26 protein-coding genes and 1 riboswitch are annotated in these 25791 nt (G+C 64.5%); of the genes, 10 read left to right on the top strand and 16 right to left on the bottom strand.

Translation table 11 applies throughout. From position 1 onward, the window contains the following. The first annotated feature begins 86 nt into the window (after positions 1-86). Entirely contained in the window at positions 87-770 is a 684-nt protein-coding gene (locus tag DZG07_RS10630; protein ID WP_162931598.1) for an SH3 domain-containing protein, read from the top strand. Positions 771-833: 63 nt separating this feature from the next. Here DZG07_RS10630 and DZG07_RS10635 read toward each other — a convergent pair whose 3' ends face one another. The 5 genes from DZG07_RS10635 to cobA all read right to left on the bottom strand — a co-directional run bounded on the left by DZG07_RS10635 (position 834) and on the right by cobA (position 5134). Continuing rightward, positions 834-1148 (bottom strand): hypothetical protein, encoded by a 315-nt coding sequence (locus DZG07_RS10635; RefSeq protein WP_091914893.1) that lies wholly within the window; start codon positions 1146-1148, stop codon positions 834-836. Between the two features lie 92 nt (positions 1149-1240). Continuing rightward, entirely contained in the window at positions 1241-2251 is a 1011-nt protein-coding gene (cobT, locus tag DZG07_RS10640; RefSeq protein ID WP_119816781.1) for a nicotinate-nucleotide--dimethylbenzimidazole phosphoribosyltransferase, read from the bottom strand. Positions 2252-2270: 19 nt separating this feature from the next. After that, positions 2271-3035: an adenosylcobinamide-GDP ribazoletransferase gene (locus DZG07_RS10645; protein WP_119816784.1), complete on the bottom strand. Its 765-nt coding sequence runs from the start codon at positions 3033-3035 to the stop codon at positions 2271-2273. Between the two features lie 3 nt (positions 3036-3038). Continuing rightward, positions 3039-4352: a cobyrinate a,c-diamide synthase gene (locus DZG07_RS10650; RefSeq protein WP_119816787.1), complete on the bottom strand. Its 1314-nt coding sequence runs from the start codon at positions 4350-4352 to the stop codon at positions 3039-3041. Continuing rightward, on the bottom strand, positions 4349-5134 hold the full coding sequence (cobA, locus tag DZG07_RS10655) for a uroporphyrinogen-III C-methyltransferase (protein ID WP_119816790.1): 786 nt from the start codon (positions 5132-5134) through the stop codon (positions 4349-4351). The genes DZG07_RS10650 and cobA overlap by 4 nt, the downstream gene beginning before the upstream one ends. A gap of 65 nt (positions 5135-5199) precedes the next feature. On the opposite strand from cobA, the gene DZG07_RS10660 reads away from it, so the two are divergent. Then, positions 5200-6315: a cobalt-precorrin-5B (C(1))-methyltransferase gene (locus tag DZG07_RS10660; protein WP_119821611.1), complete on the top strand. Its 1116-nt coding sequence runs from the start codon at positions 5200-5202 to the stop codon at positions 6313-6315. On the opposite strand, the gene cobM is transcribed toward DZG07_RS10660, so the two are convergent. From cobM to cbiE, 3 genes are read right to left on the bottom strand one after another with little or no spacing between them, the layout of a single operon-like run. Next, complete coding sequence (gene cobM / locus DZG07_RS10665) at positions 6282-7046, bottom strand: precorrin-4 C(11)-methyltransferase (protein WP_119816793.1); 765 nt, start codon at positions 7044-7046, stop codon at positions 6282-6284. The genes DZG07_RS10660 and cobM overlap by 34 nt on opposite strands. After that, positions 7043-7429, bottom strand: a complete 387-nt coding sequence (locus DZG07_RS10670; protein WP_119821613.1) for a cobalamin biosynthesis protein — start codon at positions 7427-7429, stop codon at positions 7043-7045. The genes cobM and DZG07_RS10670 overlap by 4 nt, the downstream gene beginning before the upstream one ends. Then, entirely contained in the window at positions 7426-8664 is a 1239-nt protein-coding gene (gene cbiE / locus DZG07_RS10675) for a precorrin-6y C5,15-methyltransferase (decarboxylating) subunit CbiE (RefSeq protein WP_119816795.1), read from the bottom strand. The genes DZG07_RS10670 and cbiE overlap by 4 nt, the downstream gene beginning before the upstream one ends. A gap of 1 nt (position 8665) precedes the next feature. On the opposite strand from cbiE, the gene DZG07_RS10680 reads away from it, so the two are divergent. Continuing rightward, positions 8666-9433: a cobalt-precorrin-6A reductase gene (locus tag DZG07_RS10680; RefSeq protein WP_119821615.1), complete on the top strand. Its 768-nt coding sequence runs from the start codon at positions 8666-8668 to the stop codon at positions 9431-9433. On the opposite strand, the gene DZG07_RS10685 is transcribed toward DZG07_RS10680, so the two are convergent. The 8 genes from DZG07_RS10685 to DZG07_RS10720 form a co-directional block, all read right to left on the bottom strand. Then, positions 9397-10161 (bottom strand): precorrin-3B C(17)-methyltransferase, encoded by a 765-nt coding sequence (locus DZG07_RS10685; protein ID WP_119816798.1) that lies wholly within the window; start codon positions 10159-10161, stop codon positions 9397-9399. The genes DZG07_RS10680 and DZG07_RS10685 overlap by 37 nt on opposite strands. Beyond that, complete coding sequence (locus DZG07_RS10690; protein WP_119816801.1) at positions 10158-10895, bottom strand: precorrin-2 C(20)-methyltransferase; 738 nt, start codon at positions 10893-10895, stop codon at positions 10158-10160. Before DZG07_RS10690 ends, DZG07_RS10685 begins: the two co-directional genes overlap by 4 nt. Then, positions 10892-11524, bottom strand: coding sequence for a precorrin-8X methylmutase (locus DZG07_RS10695; RefSeq protein WP_119816804.1), 633 nt, complete (start codon positions 11522-11524; stop codon positions 10892-10894). The genes DZG07_RS10690 and DZG07_RS10695 overlap by 4 nt, the downstream gene beginning before the upstream one ends. 2 nt (positions 11525-11526) lie before the next feature. Continuing rightward, positions 11527-12915 carry a precorrin-3B synthase gene (cobG, locus tag DZG07_RS10700; RefSeq protein ID WP_119816807.1) on the bottom strand — a complete coding sequence of 463 codons (1389 nt, stop codon included), beginning with the start codon at positions 12913-12915 and terminating at the stop codon, positions 11527-11529. Beyond that, on the bottom strand, positions 12912-16376 hold the full coding sequence (cobN, locus tag DZG07_RS10705; RefSeq protein WP_119816810.1) for a cobaltochelatase subunit CobN: 3465 nt from the start codon (positions 16374-16376) through the stop codon (positions 12912-12914). The genes cobG and cobN overlap by 4 nt, the downstream gene beginning before the upstream one ends. A 16-nt stretch (positions 16377-16392) precedes the next feature. Next, complete coding sequence (cobW, locus tag DZG07_RS10710; protein WP_119816812.1) at positions 16393-17430, bottom strand: cobalamin biosynthesis protein CobW; 1038 nt, start codon at positions 17428-17430, stop codon at positions 16393-16395. Continuing rightward, entirely contained in the window at positions 17427-17852 is a 426-nt protein-coding gene (locus DZG07_RS10715; protein WP_119816815.1) for a DUF1636 family protein, read from the bottom strand. The genes cobW and DZG07_RS10715 overlap by 4 nt, the downstream gene beginning before the upstream one ends. Before the next feature lie 37 nt (positions 17853-17889). Further along, positions 17890-18096: riboswitch (cobalamin riboswitch) on the bottom strand. Between the two features lie 29 nt (positions 18097-18125). After that, the gene (locus DZG07_RS10720) at positions 18126-19325 is read right to left on the bottom strand and encodes a winged helix-turn-helix domain-containing protein (protein ID WP_091914918.1); all 1200 of its coding nucleotides are present in this window, start codon (positions 19323-19325) and stop codon (positions 18126-18128) included. 346 nt (positions 19326-19671) lie between these two features. On the opposite strand from DZG07_RS10720, the gene DZG07_RS10725 reads away from it, so the two are divergent. From DZG07_RS10725 to DZG07_RS10755, 7 genes are all read left to right on the top strand, one after another. Next, positions 19672-20037, top strand: coding sequence for an NADH-quinone oxidoreductase subunit A (locus DZG07_RS10725; protein ID WP_091914919.1), 366 nt, complete (start codon positions 19672-19674; stop codon positions 20035-20037). Then, the gene (locus tag DZG07_RS10730) at positions 20028-20609 is read left to right on the top strand and encodes an NADH-quinone oxidoreductase subunit B (RefSeq protein WP_091914920.1); all 582 of its coding nucleotides are present in this window, start codon (positions 20028-20030) and stop codon (positions 20607-20609) included. The genes DZG07_RS10725 and DZG07_RS10730 overlap by 10 nt, the downstream gene beginning before the upstream one ends. 6 nt (positions 20610-20615) lie before the next feature. After that, positions 20616-21218 carry an NADH-quinone oxidoreductase subunit C gene (locus tag DZG07_RS10735; RefSeq protein ID WP_119816818.1) on the top strand — a complete coding sequence of 201 codons (603 nt, stop codon included), beginning with the start codon at positions 20616-20618 and terminating at the stop codon, positions 21216-21218. Next, the gene (locus DZG07_RS10740; RefSeq protein ID WP_119816821.1) at positions 21219-22409 is read left to right on the top strand and encodes an NADH-quinone oxidoreductase subunit D; all 1191 of its coding nucleotides are present in this window, start codon (positions 21219-21221) and stop codon (positions 22407-22409) included. Then, complete coding sequence (locus DZG07_RS10745; protein WP_119816824.1) at positions 22410-23657, top strand: NADH-quinone oxidoreductase subunit E; 1248 nt, start codon at positions 22410-22412, stop codon at positions 23655-23657. It abuts the gene before it with no gap. Between the two features lie 10 nt (positions 23658-23667). Further along, positions 23668-24975 (top strand): NADH-quinone oxidoreductase subunit NuoF, encoded by a 1308-nt coding sequence (gene nuoF, locus DZG07_RS10750; protein ID WP_091914924.1) that lies wholly within the window; start codon positions 23668-23670, stop codon positions 24973-24975. Between the two features lie 77 nt (positions 24976-25052). Next, positions 25053-25766 (top strand): NADH-ubiquinone dehydrogenase, encoded by a 714-nt coding sequence (locus DZG07_RS10755; protein WP_119816827.1) that lies wholly within the window; start codon positions 25053-25055, stop codon positions 25764-25766. Positions 25767-25791: the final 25 nt, after the last annotated feature.

Here is a 25791-nt window from a genome sequence, read left to right on the forward strand (position 1 = left end):
CGCGCCATGATGCGGCCATGGTTGGTTTCGCGCTTCCAAAACTGAGATGGCTGGTGATCGGTGCCGCGGGCGCCGGCATATGGGCGATGACGCAAGAACCGCCATCGAAATTCCATGCCCAGCAACGGCCGTCAAAACCGGTGGAACGCAAGGCGGAATTGCCCGATACGCCGAAGAAGGCCGAATTACCCGATACGCCGGCGAAGATCGCGCCACCGGTGCCGCGTCCTTCGCAGGTGATCACCAGTTCCATCGCGCGGCCGGACCGTCCCGTGCCGGACAGAGCGGCCCGCTCAGATGATTCGCTCTACACGACCTCGCGCGTGAACATGCGGGCGACGGCGAACCTGTCAGCCTCCGTCGTGGCGACGCTGGGACCGGGTGAGGCGGTCAAGGTGATTATTCGCGACGGAAAATGGCAGCTCGTCTCGGTACGAGGGCGCAAGGGCTGGATCCACGGCGACTATCTGCGCCCTGCCGGCTTGGATGCGCCGCGACCGAGCCTGTCGGTACCGGGCAAGGCCACCAATGTCAGCACGAAGCCGGACATGCCTCGCGCCATCCGTCCTCAGGGCTATGTCGCTCCCAAATCCGAATCGACCAACCTGTTTTCCAAGGCCAAAGCCCTGTTTGGCGGACGCACGCCGATACGCGCGCCGCAGGAAGGCGATTGCCAGTGCCCTTACGATCTGATGATCAACGGGACGCAATGCGGCGACCACAGCGCTTATAGCCGCCGCAGCCGCCGGAACGTTCAGTGCTATCTGTGATCTAGGCAATTCCAGCAAAAGTGTGCAGCGGTTTTGCGTCCGGAATTGCGTAAAAACAACGCGTTAGCGTCCGCGCGCTAAAAGCCCGATCAGTAGGCCAACCACGGCGACGCCGACGACCGTTGCAGCCACCGGATTGTCACGGGCAGCCTGTTTCACGACGCGGGACTGTTTCGATATATGCGGAATAGCGTCGCTGACGCGCGCCATGAGATCTTCGTAGATATCCGATGCACCGTCGCGCGCATCCTCATAAGTGGCGGCACCGCGTTTCGACAGCGACTTCTTGAGCGATGACACTTCGCGGCGAAGCTTCACGATCTGATCCTCGAGATCGTCTTCTACGTCGTCGCGAAACCTTGAAAATACAGAAGCCATGTCGAAAAATCCTCAATTCGTCTGATGGGACCAAAACGGCGGGTGCCGGCTTTGGTTCCACTTCAAGAGAGAGGTTTTCTGGCAGGCGGCTGTTATTTTTCCGAGACGCCGGCCTCGGCAAAACTCGCCATGCCGGTGTGGCACTCCAGCGCCGAGCGGACGAGGTTGACGGCAAGACACGCGCCCGAGCCTTCGCCCAGGCGCATGCCGAGATCGAGCAGGGGATCGAGCTTGAGAGCTTGCAGCAGCGCGCGGTGCCCGGCCTCTGCCGAAACGTGGGCTGCGAGCGTATGGGCGAGGCCGTTCGGATCGAGTTTCGCCAGCGGTGCAGCGGCGGCGGTGCAGACAAAACCATCGAGCAGAACCGGAACGCCAAGCTGGCGCGCGGCAAGGGTTGCGCCGAGGATCGCAGCGAGTTCGCGTCCGCCGAGTGCGGCAGCGATTTTCAGCGGATCGGCGAGTGCATCGGCATGCAGCGCAAGGCCCTTGTCGATGGCGACGATCTTGCGCTTCAGGCCGGCGTCATCGACGCCGGTACCGCGCCCGGTCCATTTTTCAGCACCACCGCCGAACAGGGCAGCGGCTACGGCGGCAGCGGGTGTGGTGTTGCCGATGCCCATCTCGCCGAAGCAGATAAGATCGGTGTCCTTGGTGACGGTGGCGTAGCCCGTCGATACGGCGGCGAGGAAATTGGCCTCGCTCATCGCCACGCTTTGGGTGAAATCGCCGGTCTGGCGCTCGATTTCGAGCGGGATGACATCGAGTTCGGCCCCGGCGATGCGGGCAAGCTGGTTGATGGCTGCGCCGCCGCCGGCGAAATTCGCCACCATCTGCACGGTCACTTCCGATGGAAAGGCCGAGACGCCCTGCGCGGTGACGCCATGCGAGCCGGCAAAGACGATGACCTTGACGCGATCGAGCTTCGGCGTGTCGCGTCCCTGCCAGCGCGCCAGCCAGGCGACGATGGTTTCGAGCCGGCCGAGACTGCCTTGCGGCTTGGTCAGCGTGTCCTGATGCTGCGCCACGGCCTGTGCTGCCGCATCGCTGCCGGCCGGCAGGTTCGTGCAAGCGGCGCGCAATTCATCGAAGGACTTGAAGGCCATTGAAGAAACTCCTGAAGAATCAAACGAATATGGCGCTGGCTGCCAGCAGCACGATGATTTCGGCGCCCTGCTGGAGCGCGCCGATGGTGTCGCCGGTTTGTCCGCCGATCTGGGCGAGGCACAGTTTCCGGAAGGCGAAAAACCACAGGCCGAGAATGATGGCCGTTGCCAGCGCGCCGGGCATGCCGAGCAGAAGCAGTGTCAGCGCACCAAGCGCTGCTCCAGCGATTGCCGTTTCGTAAGACGGCGAGCCGGCATTGGCGGCCAACCCTTCCGCTCGCGCCGAGGGCAGGAAATGCATGAAGGCCGGGATCAGCCCACGCGATGCTGCATGAGCCGCGATGAGCGCGCAAAACACCTGCGAGACGCTGGTGAGATCGGCAAGTGCGGTCCAGCGCAGCAGGATCGAGAGCCCGAGGGCTGCCGCGCCGTAGGTGCCGATGCGGCTGTCGCGCATGATCTCGAGTTTTTTCTCGCGCGTCGAACCGCCACCAAAACCATCAACGGTGTCGCCAAGAGCGTCCTCGTGCAGGCAGAAGGTGGTCAGCATCGTTGCGGTTAGCGCCAGTGCTGCGGCGGGCGCGAGTGAGAGGCCGAGCCACGCGGCAACGGCAAAGACAATGCCGCCGATCAGCGCGACGACGACGCCGACCACAGGTGCCGCCCAGAGGGCCGAGGAAAGGCTGCGGCCGGAAAAATCCATGTGAGGAAGCGGCAGCCGCGTCAGAAAGACGAGCGACAGCGCAATATCGCTTATGATCCGGTTGCGCGGCGTGCCGTTCATGCCTCAGCCCCGCGCAATGGCATGGAAAAAGGTGCCGGTGACATGACCGCGCCGCCCGCCGAAGGCACCGAGTGGATTACCCTGACCATCGGCGAGATCCGCGAGTTTGTCGTCGCTTCCCGGCGTGACCGTCTGCGCGTAGTGGAATTCATGGCCGCGCACGGTCGAGCCCGCTGGTCCGAGCGGGCAGTCGGATAGCAACGTCGCCTGGCGATAGCCGAGAATCATCTTCCGCCTGGCGAAGCTGGTCGAATGGCCGAGCAGTCCGAGCATGCGGTGCGTGATGCCGTCGGCATCCTCCAGCGCTTCCCCCAACGCCATGAAACCACCGCACTCGCCGTGGATCGGCTTCGTTTCGGCGAATTCTGCCATGCCGGCGCGGAAGTTTTCGGCGGCGGCAAGCTTGCCGGCATGGAGTTCGGGATAACCGCCCGGCAGCCAGCAGACATCGCAGTTCTGTGACGGCGCTTCATCTGCAACAGGCGAGAATGGAATGATCTCGGCGCCGGCTTCGCGCCAATGCGCGGCGACATGCGGGTAGATAAAAGTAAAGGCGGCGTCCTGCGCCAGCGCGATGCGCTGGCCGGGCGGGGGCAGGGCGTCGGAAACATCTGCGCCTTTCGGTGCAAGCGGCGTCATCAGCGCAATGATCGCGTCGAGGTCGAGTGAGCGTTCCGCCATGTCGGCAAGGCGGTCGAGATGGGCGATCAGGTCGGCATGCTCGCTGGCCTGAACCAGGCCGAGATGGCGTTCCGGCAGGGACAGCGTCGGGTCGCGCAGGATCGCGCCGACGACCGGCAGCCCGAGCGCCTCGACCGCATCACCGGCAAGGCGGCGGTGTCGCTCGCTGCCGAGCCGGTTGAGCACGACGCCGGCAATGCGCACATCCGGATCGTAGGTCGCAAAACCCTTGGCAATGGCAGCCGCCGTTTGCGACTGGCCCGAAACATCGAGCACCAGCAGCACCGGCAGGCCGTAGAGCCGGGCAAGATCGGCGGCCGAACCGGAGCGACCGGAGGCGGCGGGAATGCCGTCGAACAGGCCCATGGCGCTTTCGATGAAGAGCAGGTCGGCCTGCGAGGCGGCGTTTGCCGCCAGCGCGTTGAGCAGCGGCGGCGACATCGCCCAGCTGTCGAGATTGACGCCGGGGCGGCCGGTGGCTGCGTGATGGAAGCCGGGGTCGATATAGTCCGGCCCGGATTTGGCGCCGCCGACGCTGAGGCCCCGCCGCGCCAGCGCGCGCAGAATGCCGATGGTGACGCTGGTCTTGCCCGAGCCGGAGCGCGGGGCGCCGATGATCAGACCGCGCGCCGTCACCGGTCGCCCATCAGTTCGGCGCGCATGGCGACGATGCCGCCGATGACGATCAGTGCGGGCGAGACGATGTTTTCGCGCTCCGCTGTCTCGACCAGCATGCCCAGGGGGGCGGTGACGGTGCGCTCCTCGGGCATGGAGGCGTTTTCGACGAGTGCCGCCGGCGTGTCGCCGGGCAGTCCCGCCGCCAAAAGCTCCGCCACCGTCGCCGGCATATGGGTCAGGCCCATATAGATGACGATGGGCTGGCCGGTGCGGGCGAGCGCTGCCCAATCTGGCCGGTCGTCGGTGGCGGCAGCAAAGCCGGTGGCGAGGATGATCGCGCCGTTGACGCCGCGCATGGTTGCCGGGATGCCCGCCGAGGTCAGGCCGCCGAAGGCCGAGGTGACGCCGGAAAGCGCGCGCCAGGGAATGTTTTCGCGTGTCAGCACCAATGCCTCTTCCGCACCGCGCGCGAAGACAAAGGGGTGCCCGCCCTTCAGGCGCACGACCTTGCGGCCCTCCCGTGCCAGCCTGACCAGCAGGGCATTGATCTCGTCCTGCGGGATCGACAGCCTGCCGCCGCGCTTGCCGACGAAGAATTTCTCGGCCTGTTCAGCAACGGCGACGATTTCGGGCGACACCAGCGCATCATGCACCAGCGCGTCGGCCTGGGTGAGCGCGGAGAGTACGTCGAGGGTGAGTAGGGCAGGATCGCCGGGGCCGGCGCCGGCCAGCCAGACATGGCCGGGCTGTAGGGGCTGCTTGCCGGCGATAAGGCGGGAAAAGAGATGGTCGATGCTCACAGAAAGTGCTTTCCCGGATGACGCGTAAAGACGGCCTGCGTATATAGGCCGGCATGAGCGAAGGCATGAAAGAAGCCGAAATGCCGCTGCGCCGTGGCTGGACCACAGGCGCCTGCGCCACCGCTGCCACCAAGGCGGCGTGTTCGGCGTTGCTGACGGGCAGTTTTCCCGACCCGGTGGAGATCACGCTGCCCGGCGGCAACATCGTGGGTTTTGCGCTGGCCAATCACGAACTTGGCGACGGCAGGGCGACGGTCGGCATCGTCAAGGATGCCGGTGACGACCCCGATGTGACGCATGGCGCGCTGGTAAAAAGCACCGTGCGGCCCGGCGCGCCGGGCTCGGGCGTGACTTTTCGCGCTGGCTCGGGCGTCGGCACGGTGACAAGACCGGGCCTGCCGATCCCGCCGGGTGAACCGGCGATCAATCCGGTGCCGCGCAGGATGATTACCGAGGCCGTGCATCAGGTCGCGGGTGACAACGCCGATATCGAGGTCGAGATTTCCGTGGTCGGCGGCGAGGAGATGGCGCAGCGCACGCTGAACCCGCGCCTCGGCATCCTTGGCGGCATCTCCATCCTGGGCACGACCGGTATCGTCATTCCCTATTCCTGCTCGGCCTGGATTCACTCCATCCATCGCGGTGTCGATGTGGCGCGCGCCATGGGCTTTACCCATGTCGCCGGTTCGACCGGCAATGCTTCCGAGATGGCCGTGCAGAAATTCCACGGCCTGCATGAAGTGCAGTTGATCGACATGGGTGACTTCGTCGGGGGCATGCTGAAATATATCCGCACGCATCCCGTGCCGCGCGTGACCATCGCCGGCGGCGTCGCCAAGATGACCAAGCTGGCGCAGGGCATGCTCGATGTGCATTCCAACCGGGGTGCGGCCGATCTCGACGGGCTGGCGGTTGTAGCCGTCGAAGCAGGCGCGGACGAGAAGCTGGCAGCGCGCATTCGTGGTGCCAATACTGTTGCCGAGGCTTTTGCGCTTGCCGTGGCCGAAGGCGTGCCAATCGGAGATGCGATTGCCGCCGGTGCGTGGCGCACGGCTGCACCCGTTTTGAAGAGTGCGGATATCGAGCTCGAAATCCTTGTCTTCAACCGCGACGGCGAATTGAGGGGGCATGCGCCCTTCGCGCCCACTCATAGCGAATCCCGCCCCCTGAACCGGCGCTGATAATAGGCGTCGTAGAGCGAGCTTTCGCGAAAATTCTCGGCCGCCAGCGAGGGGCCGACGAAGATGATCGCCGTGCGCTCTATCGGATCGGCGGCGAGTTGAGCGGCAATCGTTGCCAGTGTGCCACGCAGGATGCGTTCGTCCGGCCATGAGGCATGGAAAACGATGGCGACGGGGCAGTCTTCGCCATAGAACGGCGTCAGTTCTTCCACCACGCGGTCGATGGCGTGGATGGCGAGATGGATGGCAAGCGTCGCGCCGGTCGCGCCGAAAGCCGACAATGTCTCCTTTGCCGGCATCGGCGAGGCGCGGCCGGAAACGCGGGTCAGCACCAGCGATTGTGCGACTTCCGGGATGGTCAGCTCGCGACCGAGCGCTGCCGCGGCGGCGGCAAAGGACGGCACGCCCGGCGTCAGTGTGTAGGGGATGCCCAGCCTTTCAAGCCGGCGTATCTGCTCTGCGACCGCACTCCAGACGGAAAGGTCGCCAGAATGAAGCCGGGCGACGTCCTGCCCGGCCTGATGCGCCGAGGCATATTCGGCCTCGATCTCGTCCAGTGACATCGGGGCCGTATCAATGAGTTTCGTGTCCGGCCCGCAGTAAGCCAGCATCTCCTTCGGTACGATCGAGCCGGCATAGAGGCACACTGGGCAACGCGCCAGCAGGTCGCGGCCACGAACGGTGATGAGGTCGGCCGCGCCGGGGCCGGCGCCGATGAAGTGAACCGTCACGATGCCTCTCCGCTTTGCGCAATCGCGCAGGTCACCGAGTCGAGAACGCGTCTTGGCCCGAGCAGCCGAGCGTTTTCGCCGGCAGCCGCCAGGGCTGCGGCTTCCGACACGGAGGGTGCGCCGGTCAGGGTCAGGGACAGGTCGGAATGGCTGGGGGCCTTCTTTCCGGCCTCTGCGAGTTCCGCGTCGCCAATGATCATGACTTCGAGCCCCAGCTTGCGCCCGGCAGAGAAGATGGCGGCTTCATGCTGCTTCAACCGTGCGGTCGCGATGGCATCGAGCTGAGATGCCTTAATCTGGTATTCAGACAGGGTCGCGCTGATGGCGTCCAGCACCTGCTGTTCGCTGACGCCTTTGCGGCTGCCGATGCCCGCGACGATCATGGCTTCACCCACGACCATTGCGTGACCGGCATTGCCGGGCGCCAGCCCTGCATCGAACCGACGGGCGCGGTGCGGGAGAGGGCGAGGCGGATCAACTCGCCGCCAAGCCGCGCATGCAGGGCCAGAAGCAACACTTCCATTTCCAGTGTCACCGCATTGGCGACCAGCCTTCCGCCGGAGGGCAGGGCATCGATCGCCGCATCCATGACGCCGGGCTCGGTGCCACCGCCGCCGACGAAAATCGCGTCCGGCGTTTCAAGGCCGGCGAGTGCCGCAGGCGCCTTGCCTTCGACGACAATGAGACCTGGTACGCCGCAGGCGACGGCATTGCGGCTGATGCGGGCGGCGCGCTCGGGCGATGCCTCGACGGTGATGGCGCGCATCGAGGGATCGGCCAGCATCCATTCGATGGAGATCGAACCGGAGCCGCCGCCGATATCCCACAGTAGTTCGCCGCGCCTGGGCGCGAGGCTCGACAGCGTGACGGCGCGGATCTCTCGCTTGGTGATCTGGCCGTCATGCTCGAACAATTCGTCCGCCATGCCCGGCGTCAGCGGCTGGATGCGTGCTTCAGAGGTTGATTCCACTTCGATCGCCAGCACATTGAGCGGATTGATGTTTTTGGCATCGAAAGTCACGGCCCGCGTCGAGACCAGCCGTTCGGACGGGCCGCCCAGGGCCTCGAGGATCGTCAGGCGTGATGGGCCGAAGCCGAGTTCGGAAAGCAGCCGCGCAATGGCGGCCGGGCCGTCGCCGCCCGAGGTCAGCGCAAGGATGCGGGTCTTGGGGTGCAACAGCGGGCGGATCAACTCGATCGCTTTGCCGTGCAGGGAAATTGTCTGTGTTTCGGGCAGCGGCCAGCCGAGGCGGGCGGCAGCGAGGCTGAAGGCGGAAGGCGCGGGCAGAACGTTCATTTCGTCTGCCGGGATGTGCCGGGCGAGAGTGGTACCGACTCCGTGGCAGAAAGGATCGCCCGAGGCGAGCACGCAGACGCGGTGTCCGCTCAGCGCCAGGACCGCTTGCATGCCGGCGTCGAACGGCGTGGGCCACGGCTGCGACTTGCCGGTGACCAGCCCCTCCACCAGCGCCAGATGCCGCTTGCCGCCGAAAACCGTCTCGGCTTGCGCAATGCAGCGCTTGGCCTCGTCGCCAAGACCCTCTACACCATCCTCGCCGATGCCGACGATGGTGAGCCAGCGTTGGGCTGCGGCTGGTTTCTTTCGCTCAGCAGGCATGATGACCCACCGCATTCTGATACTCGGCGGCACCACGGAAGCGAGGCTGCTTGCCGGCAAGCTGGCTGGACGCGCGGACCTGTCGGTTGTTTTGTCGCTGGCCGGCCGCACTGTCGATCCTGTCGCGCAGCCTGTGCCGGTGCGAAGCGGCGGCTTTGGCGGTGCCGAAGGACTGGCGAGCTATCTGCGTGACGAGCAGGTCGGCCTGTTGGTCGACGCCACGCATCCTTATGCGGCCAACATCTCGCGCAATGCTGCGGAAGCCGCGACGCTGGCCGGTGTGCCGATCCTCGCACTGCGTCGCCCCGCCTGGGAGGCTGTCGAAGGCGATCGCTGGACGCTGGTCGAGAATGGCGGGCAAGCGGTTGCTGCTCTGGGCGAGAAGCCGCGCAGGGTATTCCTGGCGCTCGGCCGGCAGGAGATCGCTGATTTCGTCGAGGCTCCGCAGCATTCCTATGTTATCCGCAGCGTCGATCCCATCAAGCCGCCGCTCGCCGTGCCGGATGCGACCTACATCCTTGCACGCGGGCCCTTTGCCGACGCGGACGAGCGTGGGCTTCTGGCAGGCAATCGCATCGACGCCATCGTCGCCAAGAACAGCGGTGGCAGCGCCACCTATGGCAAGATCGCCGCCGCGCGCGAACTCGGCATCGAGGTCATCCTTTTCCGCAGGCCCGACCTGCCGAATGTGCCATCCGCTGCCAGCGTTGGCGAACTGCTCGCCATGATCGATCATTGGGCTGCCTCCGCCGAAAAGCGTGGCGTGTAGACGAGCGGCCGTTGGCCGCTCCGCTCGATGATGCGGGTTTCAGGCGAGCCGATCATCACGCAGGTCGCCATGTCAGCCTGTTCTGCGCGCGCCTCCGCCAAAGGCGTGATCTCGATGCGCTCGTCGGGCCTGCCGGCGGCGCGACCGAAGATCACCGGCGTCGTGCCGGGCAGGATGGCGCGCAATGTTTCGAAGGCTTTGCCGAGTTGCCAGGGGCGGGATTTGCTGATCGGGTTGTAGAGCGCGATGACGAAGCCGGCAGTTGCCGCAGCCTCCAGGCGTCGCACGATCAAATCCCAGGGCTTCAGATTGTCCGAGAGCGAGATGGCACAGAAATCATGGCCGAGCGGCGCGCCGATGCGGGCTGCGACCGCCAGCATGGCCGTGACGCCGGGAATAACAGTCAGCTCGATGTCGCGCCATTCGCCAGGGCCTGCCTCGATCGCCTCGCAGACGGCGGCCGCCATAGCGAAGACGCCGGGGTCGCCGCCTGAAACCACGGCAACGCTCGCCCCCCCGGCGGCCTTTTCCAAGGCTGAATTGGCGCGCGAAATCTCCTCGCGGTTGTCGGAGGCGATGCGGGTCTGGTCTGGGCGCAGGTTCAGCCGGTCGACATAGGGACCGTAGCCGAAGAAGAACTCGGCTTCCGCCGCCGCATCGCTTGCTTCCGGCGTGATCTGGCCGGGGTTGCCGGGGCCAAGCCCGATGACGAAAAGCCGCCCGCTCATGGCCGTCCCGCCCAGCCGGGAACCAGCACGATGGCGAAATAGGGGGCGGTGTCGTCGGTCTTGTCTGCGAGCTTCATGGCGGCGGTGTTGGCCATGGTGCCGCGCTCGACATACATGGCTCGATCCAGCTTGCCGCTGGCTTCCAGCGCACGGCGGATTTTGGGCAGGTTGCGCCCGACCTTCATGATCACGGCGGCGTCGGTGTCGGCAAGCCGGCGCGTCAGTTCGAACTCGCTCATCGTGCCCGGAAGAACGCTCAGCACGTCATCGCCCTGCACGATCGGCAGGCCGGTCTGCGACCAGCAGCCCGACATGGCGGTGACGCCGGGAATCACCTCGGTCGGGTAGCGGTGCGACAGGCGCACATGCAAATGCATGTAGGAGCCGTAGAACAGCGGGTCGCCCTCGCTCAGCACCGCGACCGTGCGACCGGCTTCGAGATGCTCCGCGACGGCTTGTGCCGATTCTTCATAGAAACCGGTGATCGCGGCCTTGTAGTCGGCATGTTCCTTGTCGATCTCGGTCGTCACCGGATAGAGCAGCGGCAGTTCGATGATTTCCGGCTTCAGATGCTCGGAAATGATGGCGCGGGCGTTGCCGTTGTTGCCGCGCTTGGCGAAATGCGCCAGCACGTCGGCCTCACCGAGGGCGCGCACGGCTTTCAGCGTCAGCAGTTCGGGGTCGCCGGGACCGGTGCCGACGCCGATGAGGCGGCCTTTGGGTTGGATCGTCACAGGCCGGGCCTCGCAAGTGCGTTGAGTGCGGCGGCCGTCATGGCGCTGCCGCCGAGGCGGCCGCGCACGACGGCATAGGGCACGCCATAGGAATTCTCAGCCAACGCATCCTTGGATTCGGCAGCACCGACAAAACCCACCGGCATGCCGATGATGGCCGCCGGTTTCGGGGCGCCGTCGCGCAGCAGTTCCAGCAGATAGAAGAGGGCGGTCGGCGCATTGCCGATGGCGACGACTGAGCCCGCCATGCGCTCGCCCCAGAGTTTTATCGCGGCTGCCGAGCGGGTGTTGCCGAGTTCTTTCGCCAGCGCTGGCGTACGCTCGTCACGCAATGTGCAGATGACTTCGTTGTTTGCCGGCAGCCGCGCGCGGGTGACGCCGCGCACCACCATCTCTGCATCGCAGAAGATCGGCGCGCCGGCCTTCAAGGCCGAGCTTGCCGCTTTCACGAAACCTTCGCCGAATTCAAATTTATCGGCAGCCTCGACCAGCCCGCAGGCGTGGATCATGCGCACGGCGACATCGGCTTCAGCATCGGAAAAGCGCGACAGGTCAGCCTCGGCGCGAATGATGGCGAAGGAGCGCTCATAGATCGCGTTGCCGTCGTGGATGTAGTCGTAAGCCGTCATGCTCATCCCTGTTCAAACGCCTTGGCGATCCGGGCCGCTCCCAACCGCGAAAGGCAGGAGGCGGTCGTCTCCCTTTTGTCGCGGCTGGCTCGCACCAGTTTTGCCACGCGGCCAAGCGCGCGTGCGGCTTCATAGCCGGGCATGTATCCGGCGGGAAGGTCTTTCGCCGTCCCGTCCACGACAAGTCCGGCTCCTTTTTCGCCGCCGACGAATGTGAGCGCTGCCGGGGCGGGATGCGCGCAACCTTTTGCGCAGCCGGAAACGTGGAGCTCGAACGAGCCGTCGAACAAGTCGGCTGCTTCATCGGCGAGCTGGCTGGCGATGTCGCGCGTGTGGAGAAGACCAGAGGCGCAGGCCGGCGTTCCGGGGCAGGCAGCGATAAAACGGCGCGGGTCGAGTGGGTCGGTGATGAAGCCGAGGGTTTTGGCGCGGTCCTGCAAGGTGAGGCAGGCGGTTTGCGATAGGCCGAGGACGATCAGCGTTCTTTGCGGGGCTGGGCGGAATTCGGTTGCGCCGAGGGATTCGGCAGCGCGTGCAAGATCGATTAGCTGGCTGGCCGGCACGCTGCCGAAGGGCAGGGCGAGGGAGAGGCCCGTGGCGTGGCGAATTGGGAGAAGGCCGATTGAAGACATGCGAACTGCATCACCGCCCCCCTCTGTCCTGCCGGACGCCCTGGCTCGGGCCAGGGCGTCCGGCAGGACAGAGGGGGGTGGTGACGTAAAAGAGGCAAGTGTGCGAAGTTGCCTCATCAGATGTACATTGATCGCTGCAAGGAGATTTTTTGCGCGGGCTTCACGTCCGTTTGTCGCAATTGCCTGCAAAATAACAAGCGCAGCCTCGTAGGCATCATTCTCACCGACAGCACCCAACAACGTGGCCGAGCGAGCGTCGCCGGCCATCGCCAACAGCCATTGGTTGGAGGACACAGCAGTCAGACGAACATCCGCCTGCACGGTATCCATATTCAACCGCCCGCCGCCATCGACAACGACCGAAACCTTCGGGCCGAGACGACCTGCGAGGTCCGATGCGCCAATCGCCTCGCGAATGCGGTCAGCAAGCGGAGATGGATCCCCAATCTCCTCCGGGTCCAACCCCGCAAGTGGCCCAGTCTCCACCGGCACGCCGGTGCGCACCGCGATGCCGAGCGCATTCACTTCGCCCGCAAGCGCCACCGCGCTTTCCGCCGTCAGTCCACGTATCTGCAGGCTCCCGCGTGCCGTGATTTCCACCACACCATTGCCGTGCCGTGAAGCGGATTCGCAGAGTCCGATCAAGGCCTTGGGGGCAAGTCCTCCAGCAACGGGATTAAGCCTCACCAGCAAGCCGTCGCCGGTCTCCATCGGCGCCGAGAGTGCCGGGCATGCACCGCGCCTGGAGAAGGCGCTCATGCCGCCACCTCCAGCGCCTCGGCCTCGACGATCAGGCTGGCCAGATCGTCGTCGATGGAATTGCGCAGCGGGTGCCACAGTCCGCGCCGGCGCGCCGAAGCAAAGCGCTCGGCGATGACCTTCGCTGCTGCCGGGTTCTCGCGCAGCAGGAAGGCGCGCACGGTCTCGTCGCCGAGATAGGCGTCGTGTACGGCCTCGATCAGCGCGCCGGGTATCGCATGCGTGGTCTCGGCGAAGCCGACGAGCCGGTCGACCGTCTCAGCAAATTCGGATGCGCCGCGCGGGCCGTGGCGCATCTGTCCTTCGATGAAGCGCGGATTGACTGCGCGAGCGCGCACCACGCGCGCAACCGCCTCGGTGATCGAACGTGGGCGCGGGCGCGCGGGATCGGTGGTATCGAGCACGATCACGTCGGCATTGCTGCCGAGGGTGGCGAGCGCTGCCGAAAAGCCTCCGATGAAGGCGACGTCGGCCGAGCCTTCGAGAATGTCGCGGCCGGGATCGTCGCCGCTGTGGACGAGAAGATCGGCTTCGGCGATGCGGGTCGCGAAAGCGCCCGGCGCGGACACGCCTTCGCCTTCGGCTCCGCCATAGGCATGCGAGGTGGCGTCGAGATAGGCGCGGCCGAGTTCCTCGCGGCTTGTCCATTGGCCGCTCGACAAAAGGTCTTCCAGCCCCGCGCCATAGGTGCCGGGCGACGAGCCGAAGATGCGGGCGGGAGCCTTGCCGAGCGTGCGCGTTTCGGCGGCAAGCGGATTTTCGGAAGCATCCTCGTCTCGCGCCGCGACGGCTGCGGCTGCGGCGTCGATCAGCGCAATCTGGGTCGGGAACATGTCGCGGAACAGGCCGGAAATGCGCCAGGTGACATCGACGCGCGGCCGCCCGACGGTTGCGGGCGGCAGTACCTCGATGCCGGTGATGCGGCCGGTGGCGGCGTCCCATTGCGGGCGGCAGCCCATCAGGAACAGGCCTTGCGCGATCTCCTCGCCGCCGGTGCGCAGCGAGGCGCTGCCCCAGAGATCGATCACCAGCGAGCGCGGCCAGTCGCCGTGATCCTGCAGATAACGCGTCAGCACTTCCTGCGCCCCGGCGCGGCCGAGGTCAAAGGCGGTCGGCGTTGGCATAGTGCGCGGATCGGCGGTGAAGAGATTGCGGCCGGTCGGCAGCACGTCTGTTCGGCCACGGGCCGGCGCGCCTGCGGGGCCGGCGGTGATGTGTCTGCCGTCGAGTGCTGCAATCAGCGCGTCGCGTTCGTTGTTCGCGCTTTGGCGACGCATGGCGTCAGTCTCGTCTTCTGCCGCGCGGCCATAGATATGCAGGCCGTCCTTGACGGCGAAGTCCTTCAGGTCGCAGAGCCAGGCGTCGATGCGGCGCAGCGCCTCGTCGGGAGCGTCGGTCCTGGCGACACCGGCTTCATGGGCGAGGCCGGTCTTGGCGGCGGTTTCGACGATCAGCCTGGCCAGCCGGTCGCGGCGGCGGCAGTCGAGGCCGTCGGCCTGTGCATATTCGTCGACCAGACGCTCCAGCATCTGCTGGTTTTCGTCGAGTCCGGCATGCGCGAGCGGCGGCGGCAGATGGCCGAGCGTGACCGCCGAAATCCGCCGCTTGGCCTGCGCTGCCTCGCCGGGATTGCTGACGATGAAGGGATATATGACGGGCAAGCTGCCGGTGACGATTTCGGGAAAGCAGGCGCTGCTCAGCGCCACGGTCTTGCCGGGCAGCCATTCCAGCGTGCCATGCGCGCCGACATGGACCAGCGCGTGGCAGCCGAATTTCTTGCGCAGCCACAGGCCGAAAGCGAGCAGCGCGTGACGGGGCGGCAGCGTTGGGTCGTGATAATCGGCGCGGCGGTCAGCCGAGCGTCCGCGATCCGGGGCAAGTGCTACGGTGATGTTGCCGAAGGTTGCGGCGCGGAAGGGGAAGGTTTCCACATCCGGCTTGCCCCACGCAGCCTCCACCGTCGCCCGCGCCTCCTCAGGCAGATCTTTCGCGAAGACAAGATAATCTTCTAAGCTCAGCCCATTATTGCCGTGCTCCAGCAAGCCCAATAGTTCGCGCGGCGATTCGGGAATCCCTTCAACAGCATAGCCCTGTTGCTTCAGGTCATGCAGCATGGCGAGAACACTGGAGGGAACGTCAAGACCGACGGCATAGCCGGTGCGGCCGGGCGCGCTTGGATAATCGGGAATGAGAATGGCGAGCTTGCGCGTCGGGCGCGGCTCGCGCTGGAGGCGGATGAAGGCTGCGACGAGGCTTGCCACTTGCTCGACGCGGTCCGGCTCGGGGTGATTGGCGAGACCCTTGAAAGCGAGGGCCGCGTCGACTTCGATCTCTGCCTTGAACGAAATCGCGCCGGCAAGGATGCGGCCGTCGAGTTCTGGCATGACCACATGCATTGCGAGATCGGCGGGGGCGAGGCCGCGCTGGTTCGTGGCCCAGGCGTCGCGGCGCGTGGTTGCGACGATAACCTGGAATACCGGCACGCCGGCGCGGTCGAACAGCGTTTCGCTGCCGGGCTCAGCGCCGGAGGCGAAGGCGGTTGCGGTGATGATCGCGGCGGGTTTCAGGTCTGCCAGCGCGTTTTCGACGAAGGCGAGGGAGGCCATGTCCTTCAGGCTGGAAACGAAGATCGGAACGGGGTTCATGCCATGTCGGCGCAGCGCCTCCACAAGCGCGTCGATCGGCGCGACATCGGCGGCGAGCAGCATCGAGCGGTAGAACAGGATGGGGATGACGGGGGCTTTTTCCTCCCCCCTTGAGGGGGAGGTGCCGCCAAAGGCGGCGGAGGGGGTTGCTGCGGCAGTGCTCGGCGTTTCTTGGCGTTGGCGCGCGGCCGGGACGACCCCACCCCCGGCCTGCGGCCGGACCCTCCCCTCGAGGGGGAGGGGGACGTCGCGCTCGACGACACCCCTTGCCGGGTCGTAAAAACCGGCCTTCGGCACCGTAACCGGCGCTGTTTGTGCGCCTTCTCCGCCGGCCAGCCCCGCCAGCCGCCGCACCAGCCCGCGCATATTCTCAGGTCCGCCCTCACGGAAATAGGCGAGCAGCCCGTCCAGCTGCTCGCGCGGCAGGGTCGAGCATTCGATCAGCCGGAGGTCTTCGTCGTGGCTTTCGCCGGGAAGCAGCGCCAGATGGATATTCTTCTCGCGGCACATTGCGGCGAGCCGGTCGCAGCCATAGCGCCACCAATCATAGCCGCCGAGGATGCGCACCAGAATGACCTTGGCCCGGCTGGCGGTGTGGTCGATCCACAGATCGACCGACATCGGGTGGCGCAGGTCGCGAAGGGCGGCCAATCGCATCGAGGGCAGCGTTTCGGCTTCTTGCTTCCATGCCGCCGCCAGTCCGGCCAGATCGCTGTCGGTGAAGGACAGGGCCACGATATCCGCCGGTGCTTGCCGCAGATCGACCGGCTCGACCAGATCGTCGAGCGAGGCGGATGTCGTGGTCAGTATGTGCATGGCGGCACGCTGTTGGTCAGTTGACCAGTATGCGCTCGATCGCGGCGCGATTCAGCCCCTTCAGGCCAATGACGACGAGACGCGAGCGGCGGTCGTCGGCAGCCGTCCAGGCGCGGTCGTAATAGTGGTTGACGCGTGGGCCGACGGCCTGGACCAGAAGCCGCATCGGCTTGCCGCCGACATCAACGAAACCCTTCACGCGCAGCACGTTTTCTTGTTCGGCAGCCGTCGCCACGCGCTTGGCCAGCGCGTCGGGATCGGAAATCGCCGGAAGCTCGATGATGAAGGAGTCAAAATCATCGTGCTCGTGGTCGAGTTCGTCGTCGTGATGGGTCTTGCGGTTCTCGATGTCGTCCTCGACGGCCAAACCGAGGCCGAGCAGCACCGAGGGATCGACCTTGCCCTGCGCGGTCGGGACGATTTTCACGGCGCGCGACAGATGCTCGCTGATGATGGCGTTGGCGCGGGCGCTGCCGGCTGCGTCGAGCAGATCGCTCTTGGAGAGAATGATGAGGTCGGCGCAGGCGACCTGATCCTCGAACACTTCCTCGACCGGGTCGTCATGATCGAGCGAATCGTCTTCCTGGCGCTGCGCCTGCAGAGCATCGAGGTCGGATGCAACCTTCCCTGCGGCCAGTGCGGGGCCATCCACCACGGCGACGACGCCGTCTACCGTCACGCGGCTCTTCACGCTCGGCCACTGGAATGCCTGCACCAGCGGCTTGGGCAGCGCCAGGCCGGAGGTCTCGATGATGATGTGATCGACTTTCGGCTCCAGCGCCAGGATCTGATCCAGCGCCGGCACGAAATCGTCGGCGACGGTGCAGCACAGGCAGCCATTGGCCAGCTCGACGATGTTTTCCTCCGGGCAGGCATCCACGCCGCAACCTTTGAGGATTTCGCCATCGATGCCGATATCGCCGAATTCGTTGACGATCAGGGCCAGCCGGCGGCCATTGGCGTTTTCGAGGATGTGGCGGATCAGCGTAGTCTTTCCGGCGCCGAGAAAGCCGGTGACGACGGTGCAGGGAACGCGGGCGGCGGAAGCGGTCATGAATTGTCCTTCAGGAGATCGAGGGGAGGGATGCGCGCGACGAGGCCGCGCTTGAGGCTGTCGGGGCGGCCGCGCCAAGGCAGGATGCCGTCGGTCGAGGTCGCGAAAAGCTTTGCGCCGGTGATCAGATCGGGTCCGCTTTCGGTCGTGAGGTCGCCGAAGACGTAGCTCCACGAGCCGTCGCGCAGCAGGGCAGCGCTCAGACGACTCTTGCAGTTGCCGAGGCATTCGACCTGTTTGACGGTGATCTTCTCGGGCGCTGCGGCGCGAATCGCACCTTGGGCAAGATGCTCGCCGGCGCGGGGCCGAGCATCCGAGCCGGTTTCGTCGCGACAGGAGGAGCAGACGAGAATCGTTACGCCGGGCGCGCCCAAATCTTGGGAGTCCTCGGCCAGTTGGATAGGATTGCCGTCGGCTTTCACAGAATCATGCTCCTTGCCCGGGACACCCGCCAGGCGGTCGGATTTTTCGTCTGACGGCAGGTCTCCTGGCTCGCGGGTCGTCGCTTCATGCCGCCTTCCCGGGAAAAATCCCAGTGGCTGTCGGCCTTCGGCTATCCGCTTACAGTTGCGGGGACAGCTGCGGACTTGGGCATGTTCGCCCGGCACCGCATTCCCTCTTAGCCCCTCCCTTTGCGGAGAGGGGACCGTCGCGGGCGAATTTAGGCGGTGGTGCCTTGCGCTGTCAACGCGTGGTTACGACGCGATTATGTCGGCCAACGCCGGGGCGAGGTCTCCGGCTGGCGATATCTCGATGCGATCGAGTTCGAGCCAGGACATCATCAGGCGCAGTTCTTCGATGAGAGCTGCGGCAGTGTGGTCCGGCGCGCCCGGTTCGGCATAGGCGGCCAGCACGCGCAGGACACGGCCCGGTCGGTCCGCCTTCACATCGATGCGCGCCACAATCGCGTCGCCGAGCAGGAAGGGCAGGACATAATAGCCATACTGCCGCTTTTCGGCGGGCGTGTAGATCTCGATGCGGTAGCGGAAATTGAACAGGCGCTCCGTGCGGGCGCGTTCCCAGACCAGCGGGTCGAAGGGGGCGAGGAGGGCGCGGGCCTCGACCTTGCGGGGGATGCGGGCACCGGCATGAAGCCAGGCCTGATGGGTCCAGCCTTTGACCCTGATGGGCAGAAGCTCGCCCGATTCGACCAGCTCCTCGATGCGGCCCTTCATGTCGGCGGGCGAAAGGCGGAAATAGTCGCGCAGGTCGCTGTAGGTGGCGATGCCGAGCGCGCGGGCCGAAATGCGCAGCAAGTCGCGATGCGCGTCGGGAGCCGACGGAATGGGCGCATTATATATGGAGGCGGGCAGGACGCGCTCGGGCAGGTCATAAAGACGCTCGAAGCCACGGCGCGAAGATGTTGTGATCCGCCCGGCCCAGAACAGCCATTCGAAAGCGTGTTTCTCGTCGCTCCAGCCCCACCAGCCGCCCGAGCCCTTGGCGCCATCGATGTCGGAAGCCGCGATCGGGCCTCGGTTGCGGACTTCCTGATAAATCTCATCGATCAGGCCTTCGTTCTCCCGCGCCCATTTCGCCAGCCCGGTGTACATTTCCTCGTGCCGGCCAGCCCGTTCCATGCGCCAGCGCATGAGGGGATAGGTTTCGACCGGAAGGAACGATGCCTCATGCGCCCAGTATTCAAAGAGCGCACGTTTTCGTGATGTGGCAGCGTTATCGAGTAACGCGCGCGGGTAGGGACCAAGCCGCGAGAACAGCGGCATGTAATGCGCCCGCACCACCGCACTGACGGAATCGATCTGCAGCAAGCCGATGCGCGAAAGCACCTTGTTGAGATGTCGCCGGTCGATGGTCCCTGTCGGTCGTGGATCGGCAAAACCCTGGGCGGCGAGCGCGATGCGTCGCGCCATGGCAAGCGGGATCGTTTCCTTCATTCTTCGGCCGTCCGGATATGCATGAGGCGGGTGTCTTTGCGTCAACTGGAATCGAAATGTGGAGTTCAGCCTAGCAGGCCTGCGACGGGAATTGTGTCAGGATAAAAAGTGGAGTAAAAAGGTAAGGAAATCAAATGCGCCTTGTGCAACGCAAATCGCTGAAAAGCGATTGGCGTAGCCATGCTTTCGCCAAGGTTTGACTTGCGTCCCCCGATTGCCTGCGCTAACCCTCGCCGCGTTGCAGCATAGTTTCTCGCCGCGGCCTTCGTAGGCAATCTGTCGCGGTCTGGCGGTTCGACTCAATGCTATAATTCAGGCCGATCGGCCACCAACGGAAAGTCGGAGCATGAGCGCGCTCTTAAGTTCATATCTTCCCATCGTCATTTTCATCGGCGTGGCCCTCGTGGTCGGGCTGGCGCTGATCGCAGCGCCCTTCCTCGTGGCCTACCGCAATCCGGACCCGGAAAAGCTGTCGGCCTATGAGTGCGGCTTCAATTCGTTCGACGATGCGCGCATGAAGTTCGACATCCGCTTTTATCTGGTTTCCATTCTCTTCATCATCTTCGACCTTGAAGTGGCCTTCCTGTTTCCGTGGGCGGTTTCCTTCGGCAAGATCGGCATGCTCGGCTTCTGGTCGATGATGGTCTTCTTGGCGGTGCTCACCATCGGCTTCATCTACGAATGGAAAAAAGGAGCGCTGGAATGGGATTGAACGACATGTCTCCCACAATGGTCGCTGCCAAGCCCAAGGGCATTCTCGATCCGAACACCGGCAAGCCGATCGGCGCCGATGATCCGTTCGTGATGGACATCAACAACGAGCTTTCCGACAAGGGCTTTATCGTCACCTCGTCGGAGGCGCTGATCACTTGGGCGCGCACCGGCTCGCTGATGTGGATGACCTTCGGTCTCGCCTGCTGCGCCGTCGAGATGATGCACATCTCCATGCCGCGCTACGACGCCGAGCGCTTCGGCATCGCGCCGCGCGCTTCTCCGCGCCAGTCGGACGTGATGATCGTTGCCGGCACGCTGACCAACAAGATGGCTCCCGCGCTGCGCAAGGTCTACGACCAGATGCCCGAGCCGCGCTATGTCATCTCCATGGGCTCCTGCGCCAATGGCGGCGGCTATTACCACTATTCCTATTCGGTCGTGCGCGGTTGCGACCGCGTGGTGCCGGTGGACATCTATGTACCCGGCTGCCCGCCGACCGCGGAAGCGCTGCTCTACGGCATTCTTCTCCTCCAGAAGAAGATTCGCCGCACCGGCACGATCGAACGGTGATTTTCGATGAGTGAAGCCCTCAAGGACCTTGCGGCCTATCTGGCCGAAAAACTGGACGGAAAGATCGGTGAAGCGGTCATCGCTTATGGCGAGCTGACGCTTTCCCTCGAAGCCGGCGATATCGTCAGCGTCGCCAGCTTCCTGCGCAGCGACGTGCAGTGCCAGTTCATCTCGATGATCGACGTTTGCGGTGCCGATTACCCGGCGCGTCTGAAGCGTTTCGACGTCGTCTATCATCTGCTGTCGCCGCGCCAGAACCTGCGCATCCGCCTCAAGGTGATGACCGACGAGGATACGCCGGTTCCTTCGCTGACGGGCGTCTATCCCGGCGCGGACTGGTTCGAGCGCGAAGCCTACGATCTCTACGGCATCCTGTTTTCCGGCCACCCGGATCTGCGCCGCCTGCTGACCGATTATGGCTTCGAAGGCCACCCGCTGCGCAAGGATTTTCCGCTGACGGGATTCGTCGAAGTTCGCTACGACGACGAAGCCAAGCGGGTCGTCTACGAGCCTGTCGAGCTTAAACAGGAATTCCGCAATTTTGACTTCCTGTCGCCATGGGAAGGGACGGACTACGTCCTGCCGGGCGATGAAAAGGCGAAGCAGTAAATGGCTGAAACCTCCGTTCGCAATTTCAACATCAACTTTGGCCCGCAGCATCCGGCGGCGCACGGCGTTTTGCGCCTCGTGCTGGAGCTCGACGGTGAAGTCGTCGACCGCGTCGATCCGCATATCGGATTGCTGCATCGCGGCACCGAGAAGCTGATAGAGCACAAGACCTATCTGCAGGCGATCCCTTATTTCGACCGGCTCGACTATGTCGCGCCGATGAACCAGGAGCATGCTTTTGCGCTGGCGGTCGAGCGCCTACTCGGCATCGAAGTGCCCAAGCGCGGCCAGCTCATTCGCGTGCTCTATTCCGAGATCGGCCGCATCCTCAACCACCTGCTCAACATCACCACGCAGGCGATGGACGTCGGCGCGCTGACGCCGCCGCTCTGGGGTTTCGAGGAACGCGAAAAGCTCATGGTGTTTTATGAGCGTGCCTGCGGCGCGCGCATGCATGCGGCCTATTTCCGTCCGGGCGGCGTCCATCAGGACCTGCCGCAGAAGCTGGTCGAGGACATCGGCAAGTGGATCGACCCGTTCCTGCAGACGGTGAAGAACCTCGACGACCTGCTCACCGGCAACCGCATCTTCAAGCAGCGCAACGTCGATATCGGCGTGGTTTCGCTGGAAGACGCCTGGGCCTGGGGTTTTTCGGGCGTCATGGTGCGCGGTTCGGGCGCTGCCTGGGACCTTCGCAAGTCGCAGCCCTACGAATGCTATTCCGAACTGGAATTCGACATTCCGATCGGCAAGAACGGCGATTGCTATGACCGCTATCTGCTGCGCATGGAAGAGATGCGCCAGTCGGCCAAGATCATGCGCCAGTGCGTCGATCTTCTGCTTGGCAAGGAAGGCACCGGGCCGGTCTCCAATCTCGACGGCAAGGTGGTTCCGCCCAAGCGCGACGCCATGAAGCGGTCGATGGAAGCGCTGATCCATCACTTCAAGCTCTACACCGAAGGCTATCACGTGCCGGCCGGCGAGGTTTATGCGGCCGTCGAAGCGCCCAAGGGCGAGTTCGGCGTCTATCTCGTCTCAGATGGCACCAACAAGCCCTATCGCTGCAAGCTGCGCGCGCCCGGTTTTGCGCATCTGCAGGCGATGGATTTCCTCTGCCGCGGCCACATGCTGGCCGACGTCACCGCCGTTCTCGGCTCCCTCGACATCGTGTTTGGTGAGGTCGATCGCTAAATGTCCGTTCGCCGTCTCGCAGAAGCTTCAGTCCAGCCCGCGTCGTTCGCGTTCAATCGCGCTCTTGCCGCGCAGGCCAAGAACTGGATCAAGAAGTACCCCAAGGGCCGCGAACAGTCGGCCGTTATTCCGCTGCTGATGCTTGCGCAGGAGCAGGAAGGCTGGGTCACGCGCGCCGCGATCGAGCATATCGCCGAGACGCTCGAGATGCCGCTGATCCGCGTGCTCGAGGTCGCGACCTTCTACACGCAGTTCCAGCTCAAGCCGGTCGGCACGCGTGCCCATATCCAGGTTTGCGGCACCACGCCCTGCATGCTGCGCGGTTCGGAAGCGCTGATGGATGTCTGCCGCTCGAAAATCCATCACGACCAGTTCCATCTCAATGACTCCGGCACGCTGTCGTGGGAAGAGGTCGAGTGCCTCGGCGCCTGCGTCAACGCACCGATGATCATGGTGTTCAAGGATACCTATGAGGACCTGACGCCGGAGCGGCTTGCCGAGATCATCGACCTGTTCGATGCCGGCAAGGGTGCTTCGGTGACGCCCGGCCCGCAGATCGACCGCATTTATTCCGGTCCACAGACTGGCCTGACCTCGCTTCAGGATGAAAAGACGGTCCTGAAATCCACGCGCGACAAGGAAGCTAAGGCGGAAGCCAAGGCAGGGCCCGCTGATGCAGGCGCGACCGTTCCCCCGTCGCAGGCTGCCAAGCCGAAGACTGCCGCCGCCGAGACCAACGGCACGGTAAAGTCGCCGTCGCCGGTCAAGGCAAGTGCGAAGGCCGAGGAGCAGGCGAGTGTTGCGGCACCCGCTCTCGACAAGGCTGCTGCGAACAAGACTGCGGCCTCAGTCGAAGGCGTTTCCAAGCAGCGCAAGGGCGCTACTGCGAAAGCCGAGCCGGCTTCCGCTTTCAAGTCGCCCGAACTTTCAAAGCCTGCCACCAAGAAGGCGGCCAAGCCATCGCTCGACCACAAGGATCGGCCTGCCGGCATCGAAAAGCCTGCGGCAGTCGATGATCTCAAGTTGATTTCGGGCGTCGGCCCGAAGATTGAGGGCATCCTGCATTCGCTCGGCATCTACACCTTCGCGCAGGTCGCTTCGTGGAAGAAGGCCGAGCGCGAGTGGGTCGACGGCTATCTGAGCTTCCACGGCCGCATCGAGCGCGAGGACTGGGTCAAGCAGGCCAAGGCTCTCGCCAAGGGTGGTGTCGCCGAATATATCCGCGTCTTCGGCAAGAAGCCGGTCTGAGGGACGAAAAATGCTTCAGGACAAAGACCGTATCTTTACCAATATCTACGGCCGCTTCGACAAGTCGTTGAAGGGTGCCATGTCGCGCGGCGCCTGGGACAACACTGCAGGTCTCATCGCCAAGGGCCGCGACTGGATCGTCAACGAAATGAAGGCTTCAGGCCTTCGTGGTCGTGGCGGCGCTGGCTTCCCGACCGGCCTGAAATGGTCGTTCATGCCCAAGCAGAGCACCGATGGCCGGCCATCCTATTTGGTGGTCAATGCCGACGAGTCCGAGCCGGGCACCTGCAAGGACCGCGAAATCCTGCGCCACGACCCGCATACGCTGGTCGAAGGCTGCCTGATCGCCGGTTTCGCCATGGGCGCGATCGCGGCTTACATCTACGTGCGCGGCGAGTTCATCCGCGAGCGCGAGGCGCTGCAGCGCGCGGTCGACGAGGCCTATGATGCCGGCCTGATCGGCAAGGGCAACAAGAACGGCTACGATTTCGACATCTACGTCCATCACGGCGCCGGCGCCTATATCTGCGGCGAAGAGACTGCGCTGCTCGAAAGCCTGGAAGGCAAGAAGGGCCAGCCGCGCCTGAAGCCGCCGTTCCCGGCCAATGTCGGCCTCTATGGCTGCCCGACAACGGTCAACAATGTCGAGTCGATCGCGGTCGCGCCGACCATCCTGCGCCGCGGTGCGGCATGGTTCTCGTCGTTTGGGCGCCCGAACAATGTCGGCACCAAGCTTTTCTGCATTTCCGGCCACGTCAACAACCCGTGCACCGTCGAAGAGGCGATGTCGATCCCGTTCCGCGAGCTGATCGAAAAGCATTGCGGCGGCATTCGCGGCGGCTGGGACAATCTCCTGGCGGTCATTCCGGGCGGCGCTTCGGTGCCGCTGGTGCCGGCCGAGCAGATCATCGACGTGCCGATGGATTTCGACGCGCTGCGGGACCTGAAGTCGGGTCTCGGCACGGCGGCGGTCATTGTCATGGACAAGTCGACCGACGTCGTGAAGGCGATCGCGCGGCTTTCCTACTTCTACAAGCACGAAAGCTGCGGCCAGTGCACACCATGCCGTGAGGGCACGGGCTGGATGTGGCGCGTGATGGAGCGTCTGGTTCGCGGCGAAGCGCAGAAGCGCGAGATCGACATGCTGCTCGACGTGACCAAGCAGGTGGAAGGCCACACGATCTGCGCGCTGGGCGATGCGGCTGCATGGCCGATCCAGGGCCTGATCCGGCATTTCCGCCCGGAGATCGAGCGCCGCATCGACGAGTTCACCCGCAACGCCCATCGCGCCGAGCCGGCGCTGGTGGCGGCCGAATAAACAAAAGACGCAGACTTAAAGTTCAAAAGGGAAACGAGCAGGACAGGGACCAACGGAAACCGGCTTAGGAGCAAGCCATGTCGATGTTTTCCATACCCGATCACTTGATACCTGACGTGAAACAGTTCGAAGAGATGAACAAGGAAATCAACGCGTTGCTGCCGAAGGAGTTTGCCGGCGCCATCAATCTGATGGCGCATCCGGTGGCGGGCGCGTCTGCGTTTTCGGCACTCGGGTTCGGCCTTGCCAGCCAGGCTTTCGGCATCTGGATGGGTACTGTGGCAGGCGCCATGCAGGCATCGCAGCAGTTCTTCGGGTCTCTGGCCGACGAGGAAATCGAAGAGGCCGCAGCCCCCACACCCAAGGAAAAGCCGGCCGCGACCAAGGCCCGCGCTACCGCCAGGACGCTGATCGCCGACGCGCGCTCGATCGCCAAAGAGCTGAGCGAGACGACGGCAAAACTTGGCGATGTCGCCGAGGTCAAGGAGACGGTCAAGCCTGATGCGGGCATCGTTTCTGCCGATGCAAATGCGAGATCGGAACCCCGGCAGCCCAAGGCGCTTGAGCGCCCGGAGACACCGGACGACCTGAAGCAGATTTCCGGCATCGGGCCGAAGCTCGAGCAGGTTCTGAACGGGCTCGGCATCTGGACCTACGGGCAGATCGCGAAATTGGAAGCCGCCGAGATCGGCTGGGTTGAGGATTATCTTTCGTTCAAGGGACGTATCGGACGTGACGACTGGATTGGCCAGGCAGAGAAATTGGCGCGCAACGCCAAGGCGAAGAGCTGAGTTGGGCAAGGCCGAGACGATGGCG

The sequence above is a fragment of the Mesorhizobium sp. DCY119 genome (assembly GCF_003590645.1).
Classification (GTDB): Bacteria; Pseudomonadota; Alphaproteobacteria; order Rhizobiales; family Rhizobiaceae; genus Mesorhizobium_M.